This window comes from Eubacterium sp. AF17-7 (assembly GCF_003461285.1).
Classification (GTDB): domain Bacteria; phylum Bacillota; class Clostridia; order Lachnospirales; family Lachnospiraceae; genus Eubacterium_U; species Eubacterium_U album.
In genome coordinates, this window is record NZ_QTWU01000006.1 from 90599 (window position 1) to 107528 (window position 16930).

15 protein-coding genes and 2 tRNA genes are annotated in these 16930 nt (G+C 33.2%); 16 read left to right on the forward strand and 1 reads right to left on the reverse strand.

Annotated elements, in window-relative coordinates; genetic code table 11:
- Positions 1 to 89 precede the first annotated feature (89 nt).
- The 9 genes from pepF (at position 90) to DWW96_RS07500 (ending at position 6782) form a co-directional block, all read left to right on the forward strand.
- Positions 90 to 1874, forward strand: coding sequence for an oligoendopeptidase F (gene pepF, locus DWW96_RS07465; protein ID WP_117909998.1), 1785 nt, complete (start codon positions 90 to 92; stop codon positions 1872 to 1874).
- A gap of 7 nt (positions 1875 to 1881) precedes the next feature.
- Positions 1882 to 2541 carry an HAD family phosphatase gene (locus DWW96_RS07470; protein ID WP_243003043.1) on the forward strand — a complete coding sequence of 220 codons (660 nt, stop codon included), beginning with the start codon at positions 1882 to 1884 and terminating at the stop codon, positions 2539 to 2541.
- Between the two features lie 164 nt (positions 2542 to 2705).
- Positions 2706 to 2933, forward strand: a complete 228-nt coding sequence (locus DWW96_RS07475; RefSeq protein ID WP_117910000.1) for a hypothetical protein — start codon at positions 2706 to 2708, stop codon at positions 2931 to 2933.
- An 87-nt stretch (positions 2934 to 3020) separates the two neighbouring features.
- Positions 3021 to 3092: transfer RNA gene (locus tag DWW96_RS07480), tRNA-Gly, on the forward strand.
- Positions 3093 to 3508: 416 nt separating this feature from the next.
- Complete coding sequence (locus DWW96_RS14540; RefSeq protein WP_278286574.1) at positions 3509 to 3637, forward strand: hypothetical protein; 129 nt, start codon at positions 3509 to 3511, stop codon at positions 3635 to 3637.
- 132 nt (positions 3638 to 3769) lie between these two features.
- Positions 3770 to 4051 carry a hypothetical protein gene (locus DWW96_RS14415; protein ID WP_243003044.1) on the forward strand — a complete coding sequence of 94 codons (282 nt, stop codon included), beginning with the start codon at positions 3770 to 3772 and terminating at the stop codon, positions 4049 to 4051.
- 144 nt (positions 4052 to 4195) lie between these two features.
- Positions 4196 to 4267, forward strand: a tRNA-Gly gene (locus tag DWW96_RS07490).
- Between the two features lie 332 nt (positions 4268 to 4599).
- On the forward strand, positions 4600 to 6357 hold the full coding sequence (locus DWW96_RS07495; protein ID WP_117910001.1) for a hypothetical protein: 1758 nt from the start codon (positions 4600 to 4602) through the stop codon (positions 6355 to 6357).
- 170 nt (positions 6358 to 6527) lie between these two features.
- The gene (locus DWW96_RS07500) at positions 6528 to 6782 is read left to right on the forward strand and encodes a tyrosine-type recombinase/integrase (protein ID WP_158574495.1); all 255 of its coding nucleotides are present in this window, start codon (positions 6528 to 6530) and stop codon (positions 6780 to 6782) included.
- Between the two features lie 254 nt (positions 6783 to 7036).
- Here the strand turns inward: DWW96_RS07500 and DWW96_RS07505 are convergent, their stop codons facing one another.
- Entirely contained in the window at positions 7037 to 8194 is a 1158-nt protein-coding gene (locus tag DWW96_RS07505; protein WP_117910003.1) for a helix-turn-helix transcriptional regulator, read from the reverse strand.
- Between the two features lie 750 nt (positions 8195 to 8944).
- Here DWW96_RS07505 and DWW96_RS07510 point away from each other — a divergent pair.
- From DWW96_RS07510 to DWW96_RS07540, 7 genes are all read left to right on the forward strand, one after another.
- Complete coding sequence (locus DWW96_RS07510; protein WP_022089413.1) at positions 8945 to 9361, forward strand: hypothetical protein; 417 nt, start codon at positions 8945 to 8947, stop codon at positions 9359 to 9361.
- Positions 9362 to 10146: 785 nt separating this feature from the next.
- A complete protein-coding gene (locus DWW96_RS07515) occupies positions 10147 to 10716 on the forward strand; it encodes an AAA family ATPase (protein ID WP_022089412.1) in 570 nt (189 codons plus the stop codon).
- 217 nt (positions 10717 to 10933) lie between these two features.
- Positions 10934 to 12394 carry a glutamate--tRNA ligase gene (gltX, locus tag DWW96_RS07520; protein WP_117910004.1) on the forward strand — a complete coding sequence of 487 codons (1461 nt, stop codon included), beginning with the start codon at positions 10934 to 10936 and terminating at the stop codon, positions 12392 to 12394.
- A 260-nt stretch (positions 12395 to 12654) separates the two neighbouring features.
- A complete protein-coding gene (locus tag DWW96_RS07525; protein WP_117910005.1) occupies positions 12655 to 14493 on the forward strand; it encodes an ATP-dependent helicase in 1839 nt (612 codons plus the stop codon).
- Between the two features lie 52 nt (positions 14494 to 14545).
- A complete protein-coding gene (locus DWW96_RS07530) occupies positions 14546 to 14848 on the forward strand; it encodes a DUF1292 domain-containing protein (RefSeq protein WP_022089409.1) in 303 nt (100 codons plus the stop codon).
- A gap of 30 nt (positions 14849 to 14878) precedes the next feature.
- Entirely contained in the window at positions 14879 to 15412 is a 534-nt protein-coding gene (locus tag DWW96_RS07535; RefSeq protein ID WP_117910006.1) for an SH3 domain-containing protein, read from the forward strand.
- Positions 15413 to 15624: 212 nt separating this feature from the next.
- Complete coding sequence (locus DWW96_RS07540) at positions 15625 to 16923, forward strand: folylpolyglutamate synthase/dihydrofolate synthase family protein (RefSeq protein ID WP_117910007.1); 1299 nt, start codon at positions 15625 to 15627, stop codon at positions 16921 to 16923.
- The last annotated feature ends 7 nt before the right edge of the window (positions 16924 to 16930 follow it).

Consider the following 16930-nt stretch of genomic DNA (forward strand, 5'->3'; position numbering starts at 1 on the left):
CAATGAACAAAGTTTATTTTTATAAAGGTTTCTGATGATTAGCTGCCGACTTAAAGAAGAGGCAATACATATTTTAGGAGGAACAGAATATGAAGAGAATAGAGCAAAAAGTAGAAGATACATGGTGTCTTGAAGATATGTTTGAAAGTGATGATTTCTGGGAGGAGGAATTTGGAAGACTCCAGAGAATGATTTTTCAGTATGAAGATTTTGAAGGCACACTAGGAGAAAGTGCAGACAGTCTTCTTGAATATCTTAAATTCAATGATGAAACAAATTTGCTAATGGAGCGTTTATATGTTTATGCAAATATGAGATATCATCAGGATATGGCAAACAGCATGTATCAGGAATTTGCTGCCAGAGCACAGAAATTAATGGTGGAGATAAGTGGCGCAAGTGCATTTGCTGAACCTGAAATATTAGAAATAACAACAGAAAAAATAAATATATTTTTTAATGAAAATCCTGAACTTGAAACTTATAAGAGATACATTAGTGAAATTTTAAGAGGTAAAAATCATACTCTTGATAAAAAGACAGAGACAATCCTTGCAAAAAGCAGACAGATGGCAAATGCAGCGGAAAATATTTTTTCAATGTACAATGGAGCTGATATTAAATTCCCTTCAATTACAACGGAGGAAGGGGAAGAGATAGAAATTACCCACGGAAATTTTGTGCCATTGTTGGAAAGTGTGGACAGGGAAGTGAGAAAAGCAGCATTTGAAGGTGTATATGAAACTTATGGTAAGATGAGAAATACATTGGCTGCTACATTTGCAGCAAATTTGGATCAGGCAAATTTTTATGCACAGGTTAGAAACTTTTCATCAGCAAGAGAAATGTATCTGTATGGAAGCAATATTCCTGAAAGTGTGTATGATAATTTAATAGAAACAGTTCACAAAAATATGGATAAGATGCATAAGTATGTATCTCTTAGAAAAAAGATTTTGGATGTTTCAGAACTTCATATGTATGATTTGTATACTCCGATTGCTAAGGCACCGGATACAAAATATTCATTTGAGGCAGCAAAGGATATCGTGTTAGAAGGCTTAGCTCCTATGGGAGAAGAATATATTAAAGTATTAGAAGAAGGATTTGACAACAGATGGATTGACGTGTATGAAAATGAAGGCAAAAGAAGTGGAGCTTATTCATGGGGCGCTTACGGAACACATCCATATGTTCTTATGAATTATCATGGAACATTAGATCATGTATTTACTTTGGCACATGAAATGGGACATGCTATACATTCTTATTATTCAGACGCAAATCAGCCGTATGTAAATGCCGGATATAAGATTTTCGTGGCAGAAGTTGCATCAACATGTAACGAATCGCTTCTTATACAGCATTTGCTTAAAATTACTGAAGATGAAGAAGAAAAAACTTATTTGATAAATCATTTTCTTGAACAGTTTAAGGGAACATTATATAGACAGACAATGTTTGCTGAATTTGAAAAAATTGCCCATAGCATGGTACAAAATGGTGAGGGTGTAACAGCAGACAGACTTTGTGGAATATATTACAATCTTAATAAAGAATATTTTGGAGATGACATTGTAATAGATAAGGAAATTGAACTTGAATGGGCAAGGATTCCACATTTTTACAATCCATTTTATGTATATCAGTATGCGACAGGGTTATCAGCAGCAATTGCGTTATCAAAGCGTATATTAGAGGAAGGAAAGCCGGCAGTTGAGGATTACATGAAATTCCTTACAGGCGGAAGTTCACAGGATCCGATTGAGTTGTTAAAGATAGCGGGCGTTGACATGACAAGCTCAGAACCGATAGAGACAGCACTTGAATTATTTGGAAATTTATTAGAGGAACTTCAGAAAATAACAAATTAGGAGATTTATGAACAAAGAAAAATTCAGATTAGACATGCAGGGCGCTATATTTGACCTGGATGGAACTTTATTTGACTCAATGTGGGTATGGAATCAGGTAGATTTAGATTTCTTAGGTAAAAGGGGATTTGAAGTGCCTGACGATTATACAAAAGCAATAGCACATATGGATGCACATCGCACGGCAAGATACACAATAGACCGATTTGGGTTAAGTGAAGATATAGACGACATTGTAAATGAATGGTTTGAAATGGCAAAAGATAAATATGCTTATGATGTAATTTGCAAACAGGGAGCGTATGAGTACGTTGAAAAATTGCACAATCAAGGCGTAAAGATAGCCATTGCCACTTCATCAGATAAAGTTTTATTTGAAAAGACATTAGAACGTACAGGCTTAAATAAATTCATAGATGCAGTTGTAATGGTAAAGGAAGTGAACAAAGGCAAATCCCATCCTGATGTGTATTTGGAGGCGGCCAGAAGGCTTGGCACAAATCCATGCGATACGGTTGTGTATGAAGATATACTTGCAGGAATTCTTGGAGCAAAAAAAGGCGGCTTTAAGACAGCAGCAGTATATGAGGAACGCTCAAAGGAAGATGAAAAAGAAATATTAAAAGAATGTGATTATTACATAGATAGTTTTATAAATTTTTTGTAAAATAGAATATGAAACTAATTTAAATAGTTAAAATAATGATTAAGAACAATAGCAATAGTAAAAATAGGAAACAAAATGAACGAAGTTCATTTTCTATAAATGTTTTCGACGAATAGCCGTCGACCGAAAGGCGGGGGCAATACATATTATATAGGAGGTAGAATATGAATCCGGCAGCATTGTTTAAAATAAAAGGAGCTTGGCAGAAGTTTTCAAATAATCACCCAAGATTAGTACCGTTTTTGAATGCAGCAAATGCAAAAGGAATAACACCTGACACTATAATTGAAGTTAAAATTACTTACACTGACGGACAGGATTTAACTACAAATGTAAAGATAAAACAGGAAGATTTGGATTTGTTTGCACAGATAAGTGAAATGACGAGATAAGAATAAAAAAGTCGAAAAAGTTGAGAAAATTAAAAAATTGTTGACAACAGCTGAGTCTTATAGTATAGTAATTCTTGCATTTAATGCGCGCGAGTGGCTCAGTGGTGGAGCACCTCCTTGCCAAGGAGGGGGTCGCGGGTTCGATCCCCGTCTCGCGCTTTTATTTTTTTAGAGGTATCCAGTGGATACCTCTTTTGTTATTTTGTTCCTGCAACGTGTATCGAACCCGCGCGGGTTCGATGTCTCGCCTGCCGGCTCGGACGTTGCTTTTGCTTCGCAGAGGTGTCCACCGGACACCAGCAACCCGTCTCGCTTTTTGGGTAACGATAAATAACTATACTGACAGTTAGTGGTTGAAATCTTGAAACGTTTGAAAATTCAATATATAATTATAATATTAAACGGATAAGTGTGACGAAGATTAAAAATGATTTTACTGACAAGCAATATCGTTATGAAATATATTTGTCAGACCTAAGAAAAGTTGTATAGGAGAAATGCAAAATAGTAATAAACACCCGATAAAGAAGGTACAAATAGGTAAGATTGAATTATAAAAGCTATGAAGAGAGGTAGTGGATATGGAAAAAGACCCGTTTAAGGAATATTTGAGGGAGTCTGAACCGGATAAAGCTTATAAAGGTTATGCTTGGAGTACGGCAATCGGACTTCAGGCGCTGGACGGACTCAAAACATCTAAATAAATGCACTCGTTCGTGCAAACTATACGAACCTGCAAAAAGGTATTCACGAAACAACAGAATATTTGGAAGCGTTTCCCAGAAACTTGCTTTTGAACGAGAAAAAAGAACTTCATAATCGAAATCTTCATATAAGTGGACATTGAAAATAAAAAAGTGGACATTCAAGACGAAAAGGTGAATATTGAAAATATACTTTCCGAAAAAAGCAGCGATTTCTCGATAAAAACGACAGTTCATATCCATAGACTTTTTGATGGGTTTGGTTTTGATGAAGTTTTTGGAAGAAGTGCAGTTATGGAACTTCTTGAGATGAAAAGTTCAGGTGCTTCAAAACTTATTTCCAATTTGGTGCAGGCGGATATTATTGAACCGGTATCTGGTTATGGAAAAGGAAAATATAAATTTAAGAAGTAAATTAGAGAATTCTAAGGAGTGATGATTACTGATGACATCTTAAAAGATATTAGTGAGGCACTATCGAAAAAAATAAAAAAGGACTTTACAAAATATAAAGAGTATAGTATATTATTTTTTGCGTGTGATGTGCACGTAAGATTTGCGCGAGTGGCTCAGTGGTGGAGCACCTCCTTGCCAAGGAGGGGGTCGCGGGTTCGATCCCCGTCTCGCGCTTTTATTTTTTAAGAGGTATCCAATGGATACCTCTTTTGTTATTTTGTTCCCACGACGTGTATCGAACCCGCGCGGGTTCGATGTCTCGCCTACCGGCTCGGTCGTTGCTTCTGCTTCGCAGAGTCATCCACCGGATGACCGCAACCCGTCTCGCGCTTTTTTTTTACATTTTTAGGAGTTTTTTGTGTTTGTACATATATATGGAAAATCTTAAAATTAAAACACTTTCCTAAAAAATTAATCCCATATATAAAATTAGGATACTAACAAATAACTCTTTAAAAGTGTATAATTGCAATGAATATTTAATCAAATGAAAGAGAGGTTAAGAAATGAAAGGGTTAAAGAAATTTGGTGCAATTATTTGTGCCATTGCAATGATAGTATCTTCGATTACATACTATCCAACAAGCAATGTAAGTGCAGCAACAGCATTACCTAAGAAAGTAATAGGACTTGTTGCTAATAGCAAAAGTGGTTCGGATACAATTGAAAATGCAATTATGTTTGCATGGGCAGGAGCCGATGACCCAGCAAATGTAGCTGGATATGATCCAACAGTTACATCAACAGTTATTTATATTTACAAGGATGGAAAGCAAGTTACAAAGATTGGCAATGCTACAAAAGGCGGTGTAGTAGGTGGACTTTCAGCAGGTTCATATACAGCAAAGGCCGCAAATGTAAACAGCATGGGAGAAGGAGACTTATCAGAAACAGTTAGTTTTACAGTAACAGGAGCAACTCTTAATTACACATATCCTGTTAATTGCATAGGTCCAAAAACACCGGCGGGATTAAGTTATATTACAGGAAATCCGGAAGTTCCTGCTGACAATCCGGCGCAGGCAGACAATAAATTAGGTGTTGCATGGGCAGCATCATCAAACGCAAGTATTCCATCAGCAGATTCATCAGTTGTAGGATACAATTTATATTTATTTGATGCAAAGACAGGTACACCTTACAGACGTGTATATGTAGACGGAATTACCAAGTCAAATGTTATATTGGAAAGTGTATCGGCAGGTGAATATCTGGCATATTTATCAGCAGTGGATGCAGAAGGCAGAGAGTCAGCTTTGGCGGCAACATCATTTGGTCAGTCATCAAAGGTTACTGTTAAAGGTCAGGTTATAGATAATGCACAGTCATTTGACAAACCAAATCAGCCAAATTTACCACTTGGACTTTCAATTTTAACAGAAGGTATAGACTATGGATTTACTATTGCATGGTCTGGTGAGGCAGATTTAACAGGTCAGAGATTGAATCTTTTTGTAGATGGTGTTTGTATTAAGGTAGGAATCAATGGGGATGTGGCAAGTTACTATGAAAACAGACTTGCGACAGGTACATATGAAGTAGAAGTAAGATCACAGTATACAAGTAACAATGTAGAATCATTTGGATTAAAGAAAACTGTGTCAATTAAGGCAGACCCTGGACTCTCAGGAAAAACACCTGCAGAACTTGCAGATCCTGCATATTCAGAATACGAGGAACCAACTACAAATCCAACAACTACTGCAGAAAATGAAACAACACCAGTAGTTGAGACAACTCCATCAGTTGAGACAACACCATCAGTTGAGACAACACCTGAAATAGAAACTACAACTGAGAAAACAGAGACAACACCATCAGTTGAGACAACACCTGAAATAGAAACTACAACTGAGAAAACAGAGACAACATCAGCAGTAGAAACTACAAAGCCACAGGAGTCAAATACAAATGCACAAACAACGACTAAAAAACAACCAAGTCAGACTACAGAAAAATCATCTGTAAATGTTGGAAAGGCAGTTGTTAAAAAAGCAATTAAAAAGAAAAATGCTAAGAAAATAAGTCTTACATTGAAGAGAGTTAAAGGCGCAACCAAGTACAAAGTACAGATTGCAAAAGATAAGAAGTTTAAAAAGACAATAGTGACAAAAACAACTAAGAAATTGACATATAGTGTATCAAATAGCAAGTTTATAAAGGCTAAAAAATTGTATGCAAGAGCAAAAGCCATTGTTGTCAAAGGAGAGAAAACTTATCAGGGCAAATGGTCAAAGCCAAAGCAGGTTGAGATAAAAAAATAAAATTATAAACAGTTAAAAATAGAAGGGAAAGCCAAAATCCGGTTTTCTCTTCTTTTTTTAATGCTTGGAAATAGACAAACAGCCATATGACAAAACGTTACCTCAAGGATTGGGCTTATTCAAAAATTATAGACTATCAATTAACCTCTAAAGCCTTTGGCAGTATGGCATTGATATTACGAGAAATTTTTGATTTGGCTTCTGATGAAGAATTTAACATTATTGACAGAAATATTAAATATCGGTCTGTTCATAAGATAAGAAAAACTGTATGTTCTACTCTGATTGATTCAGGTATCAATATTAACACAGTTCGTGAAATCATGGTACACTCCGACGAAGAAACAACTTTAAGAAATTATACATTTGACACTAATGAAGCGTCAGACACCGATAAAGCAGTCATTAAAGCCTTATCTATTTAGCTAACAGTAACTACAAGGTAACTTAAAAGTAATTAAAAGTAATTAAAAGTAACCTTATTTATCGGGATAAATTGCCAGAACCCCTTTATTTATGGGGACTCTGAACAATTCACTTTAGGGTTCGATGTCTCGCCTACCGGCTCGGTCGTTGCTTCTGCTTCGCAGAGTCATCCGCCGGATGACCGCAACCCGTCTCGCACTTTTTTTATGGTGCGCCTCGAACCCACACGGGTTATCTTAATAAAAGGTAAAGTCTAGTTATTTTTGTTGCTTTTTATTACAGTAGCAAATTTTTGACCATTATTATCCATGTTGCAACCAATTACAAAATCAATGATTTCCTGCAATTGTTGTGCCATAAATTCTTTTGTATAAGATTCCATATAACCTATTGCACGGTCATTGTATTTGGCACGTTCAGTCTCTGATGCAAGAACTTCCTGATGATATTCATACATGCTTTTCATTTGTTCTTTTAATTCATCTAAATATTTTTTTGCCTCATCGATATTGTCTAATCGAATTTCTGCAAAAATAATAAACTTATAAATATCTCTCATAAAGCCTCGACAATATGATTTCATTTCTTTTTTCTGGCAAAAAGTTTCCATTAATGAAAGAGAATATTTGCCATGTTCAACAGCTTTCTTAGGATTTCCCCAAGCAAAACTTTGTACTGCATATAAATTCTCTTTGTTAATTGCTCTGACAAAATTTTGAAGATTAACAGTTAAAACTTTACTCATTTCTTCAAATCCATTTTCAAATAAAGTAATTTGAGCTAGTATGCTTTCCTGCAGACGATTCGATTTTATTGTTGGAAGCTGTTCGATATGCTCCCTGGCATATGCATAATTTCCATCATGAATATAAATCCAGGCGAGTGCAAAATGAGCTCTTTCATTCCATTCTCTATCATCTGTAAATCTTATTGCATTTGAACCATATTTAATTGCAAGTTCCCTAAATTCAGACCATTTATCTTCCGCAAAATGATTATAGTGAACAAAACGGCTTAAATTTGCAACCTGATCTACGAAATAAACTGAATAAATATAATTATCAGGATCTTCGTAGACCTTCTTTAACATGAACTGGCATTTTGCCAATGCAGCTTCCTCGTTGCTTTCTGCATCTGCTTCAATTTTTTCGATGTTTCTCTTAAGATTAATATAGATTTGACTGTCATATTTTTCTTCATTAATGCCAAAAAGTGAGTCCGTAGAAACACGAAGAGTTTTTGCAAGTGGTACAACTAAAGAAATATCCGGCATTCCGGTTCCGTTTTCCCATCTGCTTACCGCCTGTGGTGTTACTCCTACATGCATAGCAAGTTCTTCTTGTGTTAAACCTAATTGTTTACGTATTTTTTTTATATTATTTCCTATTGATTCCATAAAATTTTTAGCCAATAATCTGGCATCCTCCTAATTGATTATCGGTACCGTGATTAAAATATATCATTGAACATTTGACTACACAAACAATGCTCTATTACATGAATTCAATTTTGCGTTGAGTTAAAAAGAGCAGGGGTGTTGTTAAAAAAGTATAACATAGCTTGTTATTAATTTAGCAAAATCTTTAGAATAGTTAAATTATTAATACTGAATGAAAGATAGTAAAAGGTGTGACTGTATTGACGGTGTATAGCACAAACACGCTTCAAGCGATGAAAGTGTAATATATAAGTCAAAACACTACCACCATGGCGCAAAACCAGTTAAATAAACACTCAACATATAAAATAGTGTACTAAAAATAAAAAATGAGAACTTTAATTATTCAGTGAAAAAAAGTATTATGATTAATATAAAATTGAAAGGGAGCAGATTATTTATCTGTTCGGATATAGATTTTCCATCAAGGAAAATCAGGAGAGGGTTTAAATATTATATAGTGTAACGGGAGGTAAAAGGGAGCAGTAGTTGCTCTCTTTTATTGTATAAAGTGATAATTTAATTTAAGTATTTTTGTATAGTCATACAAAGTCGTGTAAAGTTGGTGTGATTTTATGGAAATCAAAAATGTAATCTGATATAATAGCAACTAACGGCGACGTCGGTAAGAACGGCTAGTCATGTAACGATTTAGATATATGAAGGTATTGGTTAATTAACCATTATATATCATAAAATAAAAGACGCAAAGGAGACAGAATAATGGGCGAATTAGTTTTTAGAGGCATTCAGGTAAATGAAATCGACATGTCAAATGAATTACAGGGACAGGTAAAGTTAGATATTGAACAGAGAGCATCTTTCAATGTTAAATATACACAGGATATGAAACATTGTATCGCAACTTGTGTAGTAGATATGATGAATAAGAATGCACCAAATGATTTTAATTTCAAAATAAGCGTAAGAGCAAGCTTTGATATTGAAGGAGAAATGGAAAAGAAAGAAGTACATAAGAAAGCATACGATGAAATGTATCCACATATGAGAGCATTAACAATGTCAGTACTGACAACAGCAGGTATGCCACCTATTGTAATTCCAAAGATTAAGATGGATGAAAACAACATCAAAGTTGAATCAGGAAACAAAAAAGAAGAAGAGAAGTTCTATAGCTAAAGTAAAATATAACAATATAATAATAAAGTGAGAAGAAAAATTTCTTAATTATAATTAAATATAACAGTAAAAAAATAAGAAAGGATTTTCTTCAATTGCAATTAAATATAATGATAAAAAAGGGATAAAAACATTTTTATCCTTTTTTTATTGGTTAAATAGTAAAAATAGGAGAAAAAGCTTCAAAAATTTACAAAAACGACCTAAAAAATGTGCATTATGTATAAAGAAATAGATGAAACATAGAAAAAATTCACAAAAAAAATAATATTTTTAAAGAATATTGCAAAAAACGTTTTTAATTATTAAACTAAAGAAGTATTAGATTTTTAGGTAATATAATAATCTAAACCCTTTCAATTTTATGGCATCTTAGAGGCATCTAAGATGCCATTTCCTGTTTCTGATGTAGAATCAATTTGAAAAAAGTGTTTATTCTATAAAAAAGATTCCCATAGTGCTATTAGTAAAAATAAAAAACTCACCATAATAGTACTTGATAGAATCAAAAAAGTTCACCATAATAGTACTTGGTAAAATCGAAAAAGCTCACCATAATTGTACTTGATAAAATCAAAAAAGTTCACCATAATAGTATTTAGTAAAATTAAACAAAAATAAAGTAAATAATTAGAGCTACTTTCTTATGCTATTCCTATTGACTAATAAAGAATAGAAGTGGTAAAATAATTTGAAAATCGGGTTTTTTGTAACGATTTTTTTTAGGAAAGAAAATTCTATATTTTACAATAAAGATAATATGTTAGAAAGAGGTTGTAATCATTATGAAGAAATTAATTCTGGTAACATCACCACCAGCATGTGGTAAGACATTTGTAACAAGAAAATTAGCTAAGGCAATGCCTAATTGTGTATATCTTGATAAGGATACATTAATTGTATTATCAAAACAGATATTTGTAGTTGCTAATCAAGAATATAACAGAAGTTCAGATTTCTTTGAAGAAAATATTAGAGATTATGAATATGATGCAATAATGGAAGTTGCATATGAAGCATTAGAGTACAATGATACAGTATTTATCAATGCTCCATTTACAAGAGAAGTAAGACAGCCTGAATATATGGAAAACTTAAGACAGCAGTTATTAAAACGTGGTGCTGAATTAGTTGTTGTTTGGGTTAAATGTGACGTAGAAGTTTGTCGTCAGAGAATGATTCAGAGAGATTCAGACAGAGATACATGGAAATTAGAGCATTGGGATGAATATGTTAAGAAACTTGATTTCTCAATCCCACAGGGAATTAAGAATTTATTTGAATTTGACAATTCATCTGATAACTCATTTAAGGAATCATTAAAGAATGCAGTAGATTATTTCAATAATTTATAATTGCAGAATATTAAGAATTAGAAAAGATAAAAAGGATGTTATTACATAGATAGCTTTTAGCTTAGAGTGTAATGACATCTTTTTTGACGTAAAATATGATAAATAAAGGAATAGAAAAATCTTTAACCTGTCATACGAATCAATAGACAACCTATAAAAAATAAACTATAATAAAAATAGTGTGTAAAAAGAGATACTTAAATCGAGGAGAAAGAAAATGTCAAAGGTTAGAACAAGATTTGCACCAAGCCCAACAGGCAGAATGCATGTAGGAAATTTAAGAACAGCATTGTATGAATTTTTAATCGCAAAACATGAAGGTGGCGATTTTATTTTAAGAATTGAGGATACAGACCGTGAACGTTATGTTGAAGGTGCTGTAGACATCATTTATAGAACATTGGAATCTACAGGTCTTATACATGATGAAGGACCTGATAAAGATAAGGGATATGGTCCTTATATTCAGAGTGAGCGTCAGGCATCAGGAATTTATCTTAAGTATGCTAAGCAGCTTATTGAGCAGGGAGATGCATATTATTGTTTCTGTGACAAGGAAAGACTTGAATCTTTAAAGACAAAGGTAGAAGAAGGTGCTGATAAGGAAATTACAGTTTATGACAAGCATTGCCTTTCATTATCAAAAGAAGAAGTAGAGGCTAATCTTGCAGCAGGAAAGCCATATGTTATCAGATTCAATATGCCAACAGAAGGAACAACAACTTTTGTTGATGAAATTTATGGTGAAATAACAGTTGAAAATAAGGAATTAGATGACATAATTTTAATTAAGTCTGACGGATATCCAACATATAACTTTGCAAATGTAATTGATGATCATCTTCAGAAGATTACACATGTAGTAAGAGGAAATGAATATATTTCATCATCACCAAAGTATCAGAGAATATATGATGCATTTGGATGGGAATCACCAAAGTACGTTCATTTGCCATTAATTACAGATGAAAATCACAAGAAGTTAAGCAAGAGAAGCGGACATTCTTCATATGAAGATTTACTTGAGCAGGGATTTGTTTCAGAGGCAATTGTTAATTATATAGCACTTCTTGGATGGAGCCCTGAAGATAACAAGGAAATCTTTACATTAGATGAATTAATTAAAGAATTCGATTATCATAAGGTAAATAAATCACCATCTGTATTTGACATTGTTAAATTAAAATGGATGAACGGTGAATATATTAAGGCGATGGATAATGACAAGTATTATGAACTTGCAATGCCATATATAAAGAAAGTAATTACAAAGGATTACGATTTAAAGAAGATTCTTGATATGGTAAAAACAAGAATTGAAGTGTTCCCTGAAATTCCTGAAATGGTTGATTTCTTTGAAGAATTACCTGAATATGATGTGGCTATGTACACACATAAGAAGATGAAAACAAATTCTGAAAATTCATTAGAAGTATTAGAGGAATTATTACCAATATTAGAAGCTACAGACGATTATTCAGTACAGAATCTTCATGATGTAGTATTTGAATATATTGCTAAGAAGGAATGCAAGAATGGTCAGGCTTTATGGCCACTTAGAACAGCAGTGTCAGGAAAGCAGATGACACCTGCCGGAGCTTTTGAAATAATGGAAGTTATTGGTAAGGAAGAATCCTTAGCAAGAATTAAAAAAGGAATTGAAATGTTAAAAGCATAGTATATAAAAATATGGGTATATCGCTTTGAGGCGGTGTGCCCATATTTTATGGCCAAATGAGGCTATTATAATAAAGCATATACTAAAATATAAAAAAGTCGAAAACTAATAAAAAGTTATTATCATTACCGCATGGTGTGATAGTAGCTTTTTTGGATATGGATTTTAGTTCGGCAAAAAATAAGTAGGCAAAATTACTGTTGAAAGAATATATACAATATGATACCATCTAAAAAGAGAGATGCCGCGAAAGGTGACATATGTTTAATGAAAGTCAGTTAGAGGCAATAAATCATATTGATGGACCTGCATTAGTATTAGCGGGTCCTGGCAGTGGAAAAACAACGGTAATTACCAGAAGAACAAAGAAACTTATAGAGGAAGGAGTAAGTCCTGATAATATTCTTGTAGTTACATTTACGAAGGCAGCAGCAGTAGAAATGCAGGAAAGATTTACGAATCTGATGAATGAATCTGATAGTAATAGAAACGAAATAATAACTTATCCTGTTTCGTTTGGAACATTTCACAGTATATTTTATAGGATTATACAAGATAGTAATGGAAGAAAGTGTTCGATATTAACAGAGCAGAATAAGGCAGATATTATCAAGGAGATAGTTGCCAGATTAAAAGTACAGACTAATGATTTGATGGAGTTTACAAGATGTATAATCGGAGAAATAAGCAAAGTAAAGGGGAATGGAATACCTTTAGATGAATACGAATCATTAGTGTGCAAAAAGGAAGAATTTGACAGGATTTATGCTGAGTATAATTGTGAATTGAGAGAAAATAATAATATAGACTTTGATGACATGGTAATTATATGTAATGAAATATTTAAAAATGATGAAAAAGCATTACAAAAATGGCGGGATAAATATAGATATGTATTAATAGATGAGTTTCAGGATATTAATAAAATGCAGTATGAAAATATAAAAATGTTAATAACTCCGAGAAATAATGTTTTTATAGTAGGGGATGATGACCAGGCAATTTATGGATTCAGGGGTTCTGTACCAAGGCTGATGTTTGATTTTAAGAAGGATTTTCCTGATTGTAAAGAAATTTTATTAAACATCAATTACAGATGTCCGGAGGAAGTTTTACAGATGTCGTTAAGTCTCATTGAAAATAATAAAGAAAGATTTAGTAAAAAAATTATTGCAAATAAAAAATTTAAAGATATAAATAAACCTGATGTGAGGATATTTTACAATCAAAAAGAAGAATTTGAATATATAGCAAAGAAAATAAATCAATATCAAAAGGCAGGAATTGAATTAAAAAACATTGCAATACTTGTAAGAAATAACAGCCAGATTCCTTCAATAAAAAATGTGTTTTCGGATTATAGGATTAATTCCAGCGTAAAGAAGAAAAAACAAAGCATATACGATAATTCGGTGGGAAAAGATATATTATCGTATGTAAGATGTGCCTATTCAGATTTGAATAAACCTATTTGTGAAAATGAAGATTTAGTAAGAATTATGAATAAGCCTGTGAGGTATATAAGTAGACAGGTTATGAATGACAATAATATGAATTTTTATAATCTGAAAAAGATATATGGGCATAATGACGAGATAATGAATAACATAAGAAACTTAGAGTTTCATTTTAAAATGATAAGAAGAATGAATCCGGCAGCCTGTGTTTTGTATATAAAGAACGGATGCAATTATGAAAAATATTTGCAACAGTATTCAAAAGAAAAAGGCATAAAATTTTCAAAATTATCAGATATAATAAATATAATTCAGTATGATGCTCAGAAATATGAAACAGTTGAAGCATGGATGAAACATGCAATGGATAATGAGACGGCAAAAGAGTGTGAGGGAGTAAATATAATTACAATGCATAGTGCTAAGGGGCTTGAGTTTGAGGTGGTTTTTATAGTTGATGCAAATCAGGGCCTTATTCCTTCAGCAAGGGCGATAAAACAGGATGAAGTTGAAGAAGAAAGAAGATTATTTTATGTTGCAATGACAAGAACAAAGAAAAAACTGCACATTTTTGGAATGCGGCAAAATCTTGGAAATACAATGCAAATGTCGCAGTTTGTGGGAGAAGCATTGCAATTTTAGGCGGTTTTTGATAAAGTAGTGGTATTAAAAATATAATTAATAGAGGTGAACTATGGGAAAACAGTTTGAAGATGATGAAGATGACATGGATATGTATGTAACAATAGAATTTGATGATGGCTCAGAAGTAGATTACAAAGTAATTGGCATTTTTGAGATTGAAGGTCAGGATTATGTAGCAGTATCTGATGATTATGAAGAAGATAAGCCAGATTTTTCAGTAGAATTTTATCGTCATTATGAAGATGAAGAAGGAACACCTTCAATTGAATCTATACCTGATGATGAAGAATATGAAATGGTAGCAGAAGTATTTGAACAGATTTATGCAGAAGAAGAGGATGCAGAAGAATAAATTGCATCTTAAAAAGGAGGCAGAGTTAATATGCCAAGAACTTATGATGATGAGATACAGCAGAGAATTTTAGAAAGAAAGAAAAGAGCTGAGCAGGCCAGAGAAGAACAAATCAGAAAGAGAAATCAGATTTTTATGATTGGTGGCATAGCTTTAGTTGTTTTAATTGTTCTGATAATAATTATCTCAAAGATTGCTTCCGGAGGAAGTAAGAAAAAGAATGAAGTACCTACTACAACACCTGTGGTAGAGACAACAACTCAGGAACCAACTACTGTTGAAGAAACAACACAGGCGGTACTTACAATGTACACTACAGATACATTAAATTTGAGGCAGTCAGCCAGCACAGAAGCTGAGATTATAACACAGGTACCTTCAGGAAAAGCTGTTACAGTTTTAAATAACGAAGGAGAATGGTATCAGGTTCAGTATGGTGATAAGCAGGGCTATCTTAAAGCAGAGTATCTTAAGGCTGATGAAAGTCAGACAACACAACAGGCTGAAGAGTCAGGTTCAGTTGAAGAAACTACAAGTGCAGTAGAAACAACTTCTACACCTTAGAATGTATTTAGGATTTCGGGAACACAAGTGCGAAGAAATCCGTGTATCATAGGGGCAGAACACCTTTTGACCCCAACATCATATGATATAATAAAAGTTGCAGCATATTTGCTGCAACTTTTATTGTATAGAAAATGTAATTTTTGTTATGAAACATTTATTATGAAAAATGCAAAATATAGAATAAGATTATATATAAAAGAGAGAAGATTATGAATTATAGTGAAGCAAGAAAATTTGTTGAAGAAACTACAAAATATGGAAGCATATTAGGATTAGATACTATAAAAACACTGCTTGGTGAACTTGGAAATCCTCAGGATAAAGTGAAAATAGTTCATGTTGCGGGAACAAACGGAAAAGGTTCAGTTTTTACATTTGTACAGAATGTGCTTTTACAGGCAGGGTATCATGTTGGCAGATATGCTTCTCCGGCAGTATTTGAGTATAGAGAAATAATTCAGTTTGATGGGAAAAATATAACTGAAGAAGAATTTGCAAAATATATAACAACGGTAAATATGGCTTGTGAAAGAATGGTAAGAAATGGAAAGCACCACCCTACATCGTTTGAGGTTGAAACAGCGTTGGCTTATTTATATTTTTCAAACAAGCCTTGTGACATAGTTTTGATAGAAACAGGTATGGGTGGAGAGACAGACGCAACCAATGTGGAAAAGGAAGCATTATGCAGTGTTATAACATCGATTAGTCTGGATCATATGCAGTTTTTAGGAGAAACTATAGAAGAGATTGCCAGGGTTAAATCTGGAATAATTAAAGAAAACAGTGATGTAGTAGTGGCAAATCAGGATGAAAGCATAATAAATGTTATAAAGTCTAAGGCAGAAATTAAAAATAGCAAAGTTGTTGTAGCAAATGAACCTTACAACATAAAGATAGATGGGTATATAACTTCATTTGACTATGTAACGGCAAATGATACAAAACTGTCTATTAAAATATCAATGATGGGAGCATATCAGTTAATTAATGCCTGTACAGCTATTGAAACGTTAGAAGTCTTAAGAAATAAAGGGTATAATATTTCGGATGAAAATATAATAGAAGGAATGAAGAATGCAAAATGGCCTGGAAGAATGGAGATAATAAATGAGTCTCCGCTTATTGTAATTGATGGTGCTCATAATCCTGGAGCGGCAGTTAAGCTTAAAGAATCTATAGAAATGTATTTTACAAATAAAAGAATAGCCTTTATAATGGGAGTGTTGGCGGATAAGGACTACAGTAAGGAAATAAAAATTGTAGCAGGTTTAGCCAAAAAGATTTTTACAATTACGCCAGATAATAAAAGAGCACTTAATGGTAAAGCGTTAGCTTTGGCGGTTGCCGATTCTAATAAGAATGTGATATTTGAACCAACATTAGAAGAAGCAGTAAAGGAAGCAGAAAAATTGTACAGAAATAATGAAATAGATATGATACTTGCTTTTGGTTCCTTATCGTACTTAGGTGATTTGAAAAATATTATTAATGACGCAAACAGTTAAAGCCGGA

What these genes read in the sequence shown, in the direction of transcription:
- DWW96_RS07495 (WP_117910001.1), top strand. Translation starts at nt 4,600, where the DNA reads ATGAAAGGGTTAAAGAAATTTGGTGCAATTATTTGTGCCATTGCAATG.
- DWW96_RS07515 (WP_022089412.1), top strand. Translation starts at nt 10,147, where the DNA reads ATGAAGAAATTAATTCTGGTAACATCACCACCAGCATGTGGTAAGACA.
- DWW96_RS07475 (WP_117910000.1), top strand. Translation starts at nt 2,706, where the DNA reads ATGAATCCGGCAGCATTGTTTAAAATAAAAGGAGCTTGGCAGAAGTTT.
- gltX (WP_117910004.1), top strand. Translation starts at nt 10,934, where the DNA reads ATGTCAAAGGTTAGAACAAGATTTGCACCAAGCCCAACAGGCAGAATG.
- DWW96_RS07510 (WP_022089413.1), top strand. Translation starts at nt 8,945, where the DNA reads ATGGGCGAATTAGTTTTTAGAGGCATTCAGGTAAATGAAATCGACATG.
- DWW96_RS07470 (WP_243003043.1), top strand. Translation starts at nt 1,882, where the DNA reads ATGAACAAAGAAAAATTCAGATTAGACATGCAGGGCGCTATATTTGAC.
- DWW96_RS07540 (WP_117910007.1), top strand. Translation starts at nt 15,625, where the DNA reads ATGAATTATAGTGAAGCAAGAAAATTTGTTGAAGAAACTACAAAATAT.
- DWW96_RS07535 (WP_117910006.1), top strand. Translation starts at nt 14,879, where the DNA reads ATGCCAAGAACTTATGATGATGAGATACAGCAGAGAATTTTAGAAAGA.
- DWW96_RS07530 (WP_022089409.1), top strand. Translation starts at nt 14,546, where the DNA reads ATGGGAAAACAGTTTGAAGATGATGAAGATGACATGGATATGTATGTA.
- DWW96_RS07525 (WP_117910005.1), top strand. Translation starts at nt 12,655, where the DNA reads ATGTTTAATGAAAGTCAGTTAGAGGCAATAAATCATATTGATGGACCT.
- pepF (WP_117909998.1), top strand. Translation starts at nt 90, where the DNA reads ATGAAGAGAATAGAGCAAAAAGTAGAAGATACATGGTGTCTTGAAGAT.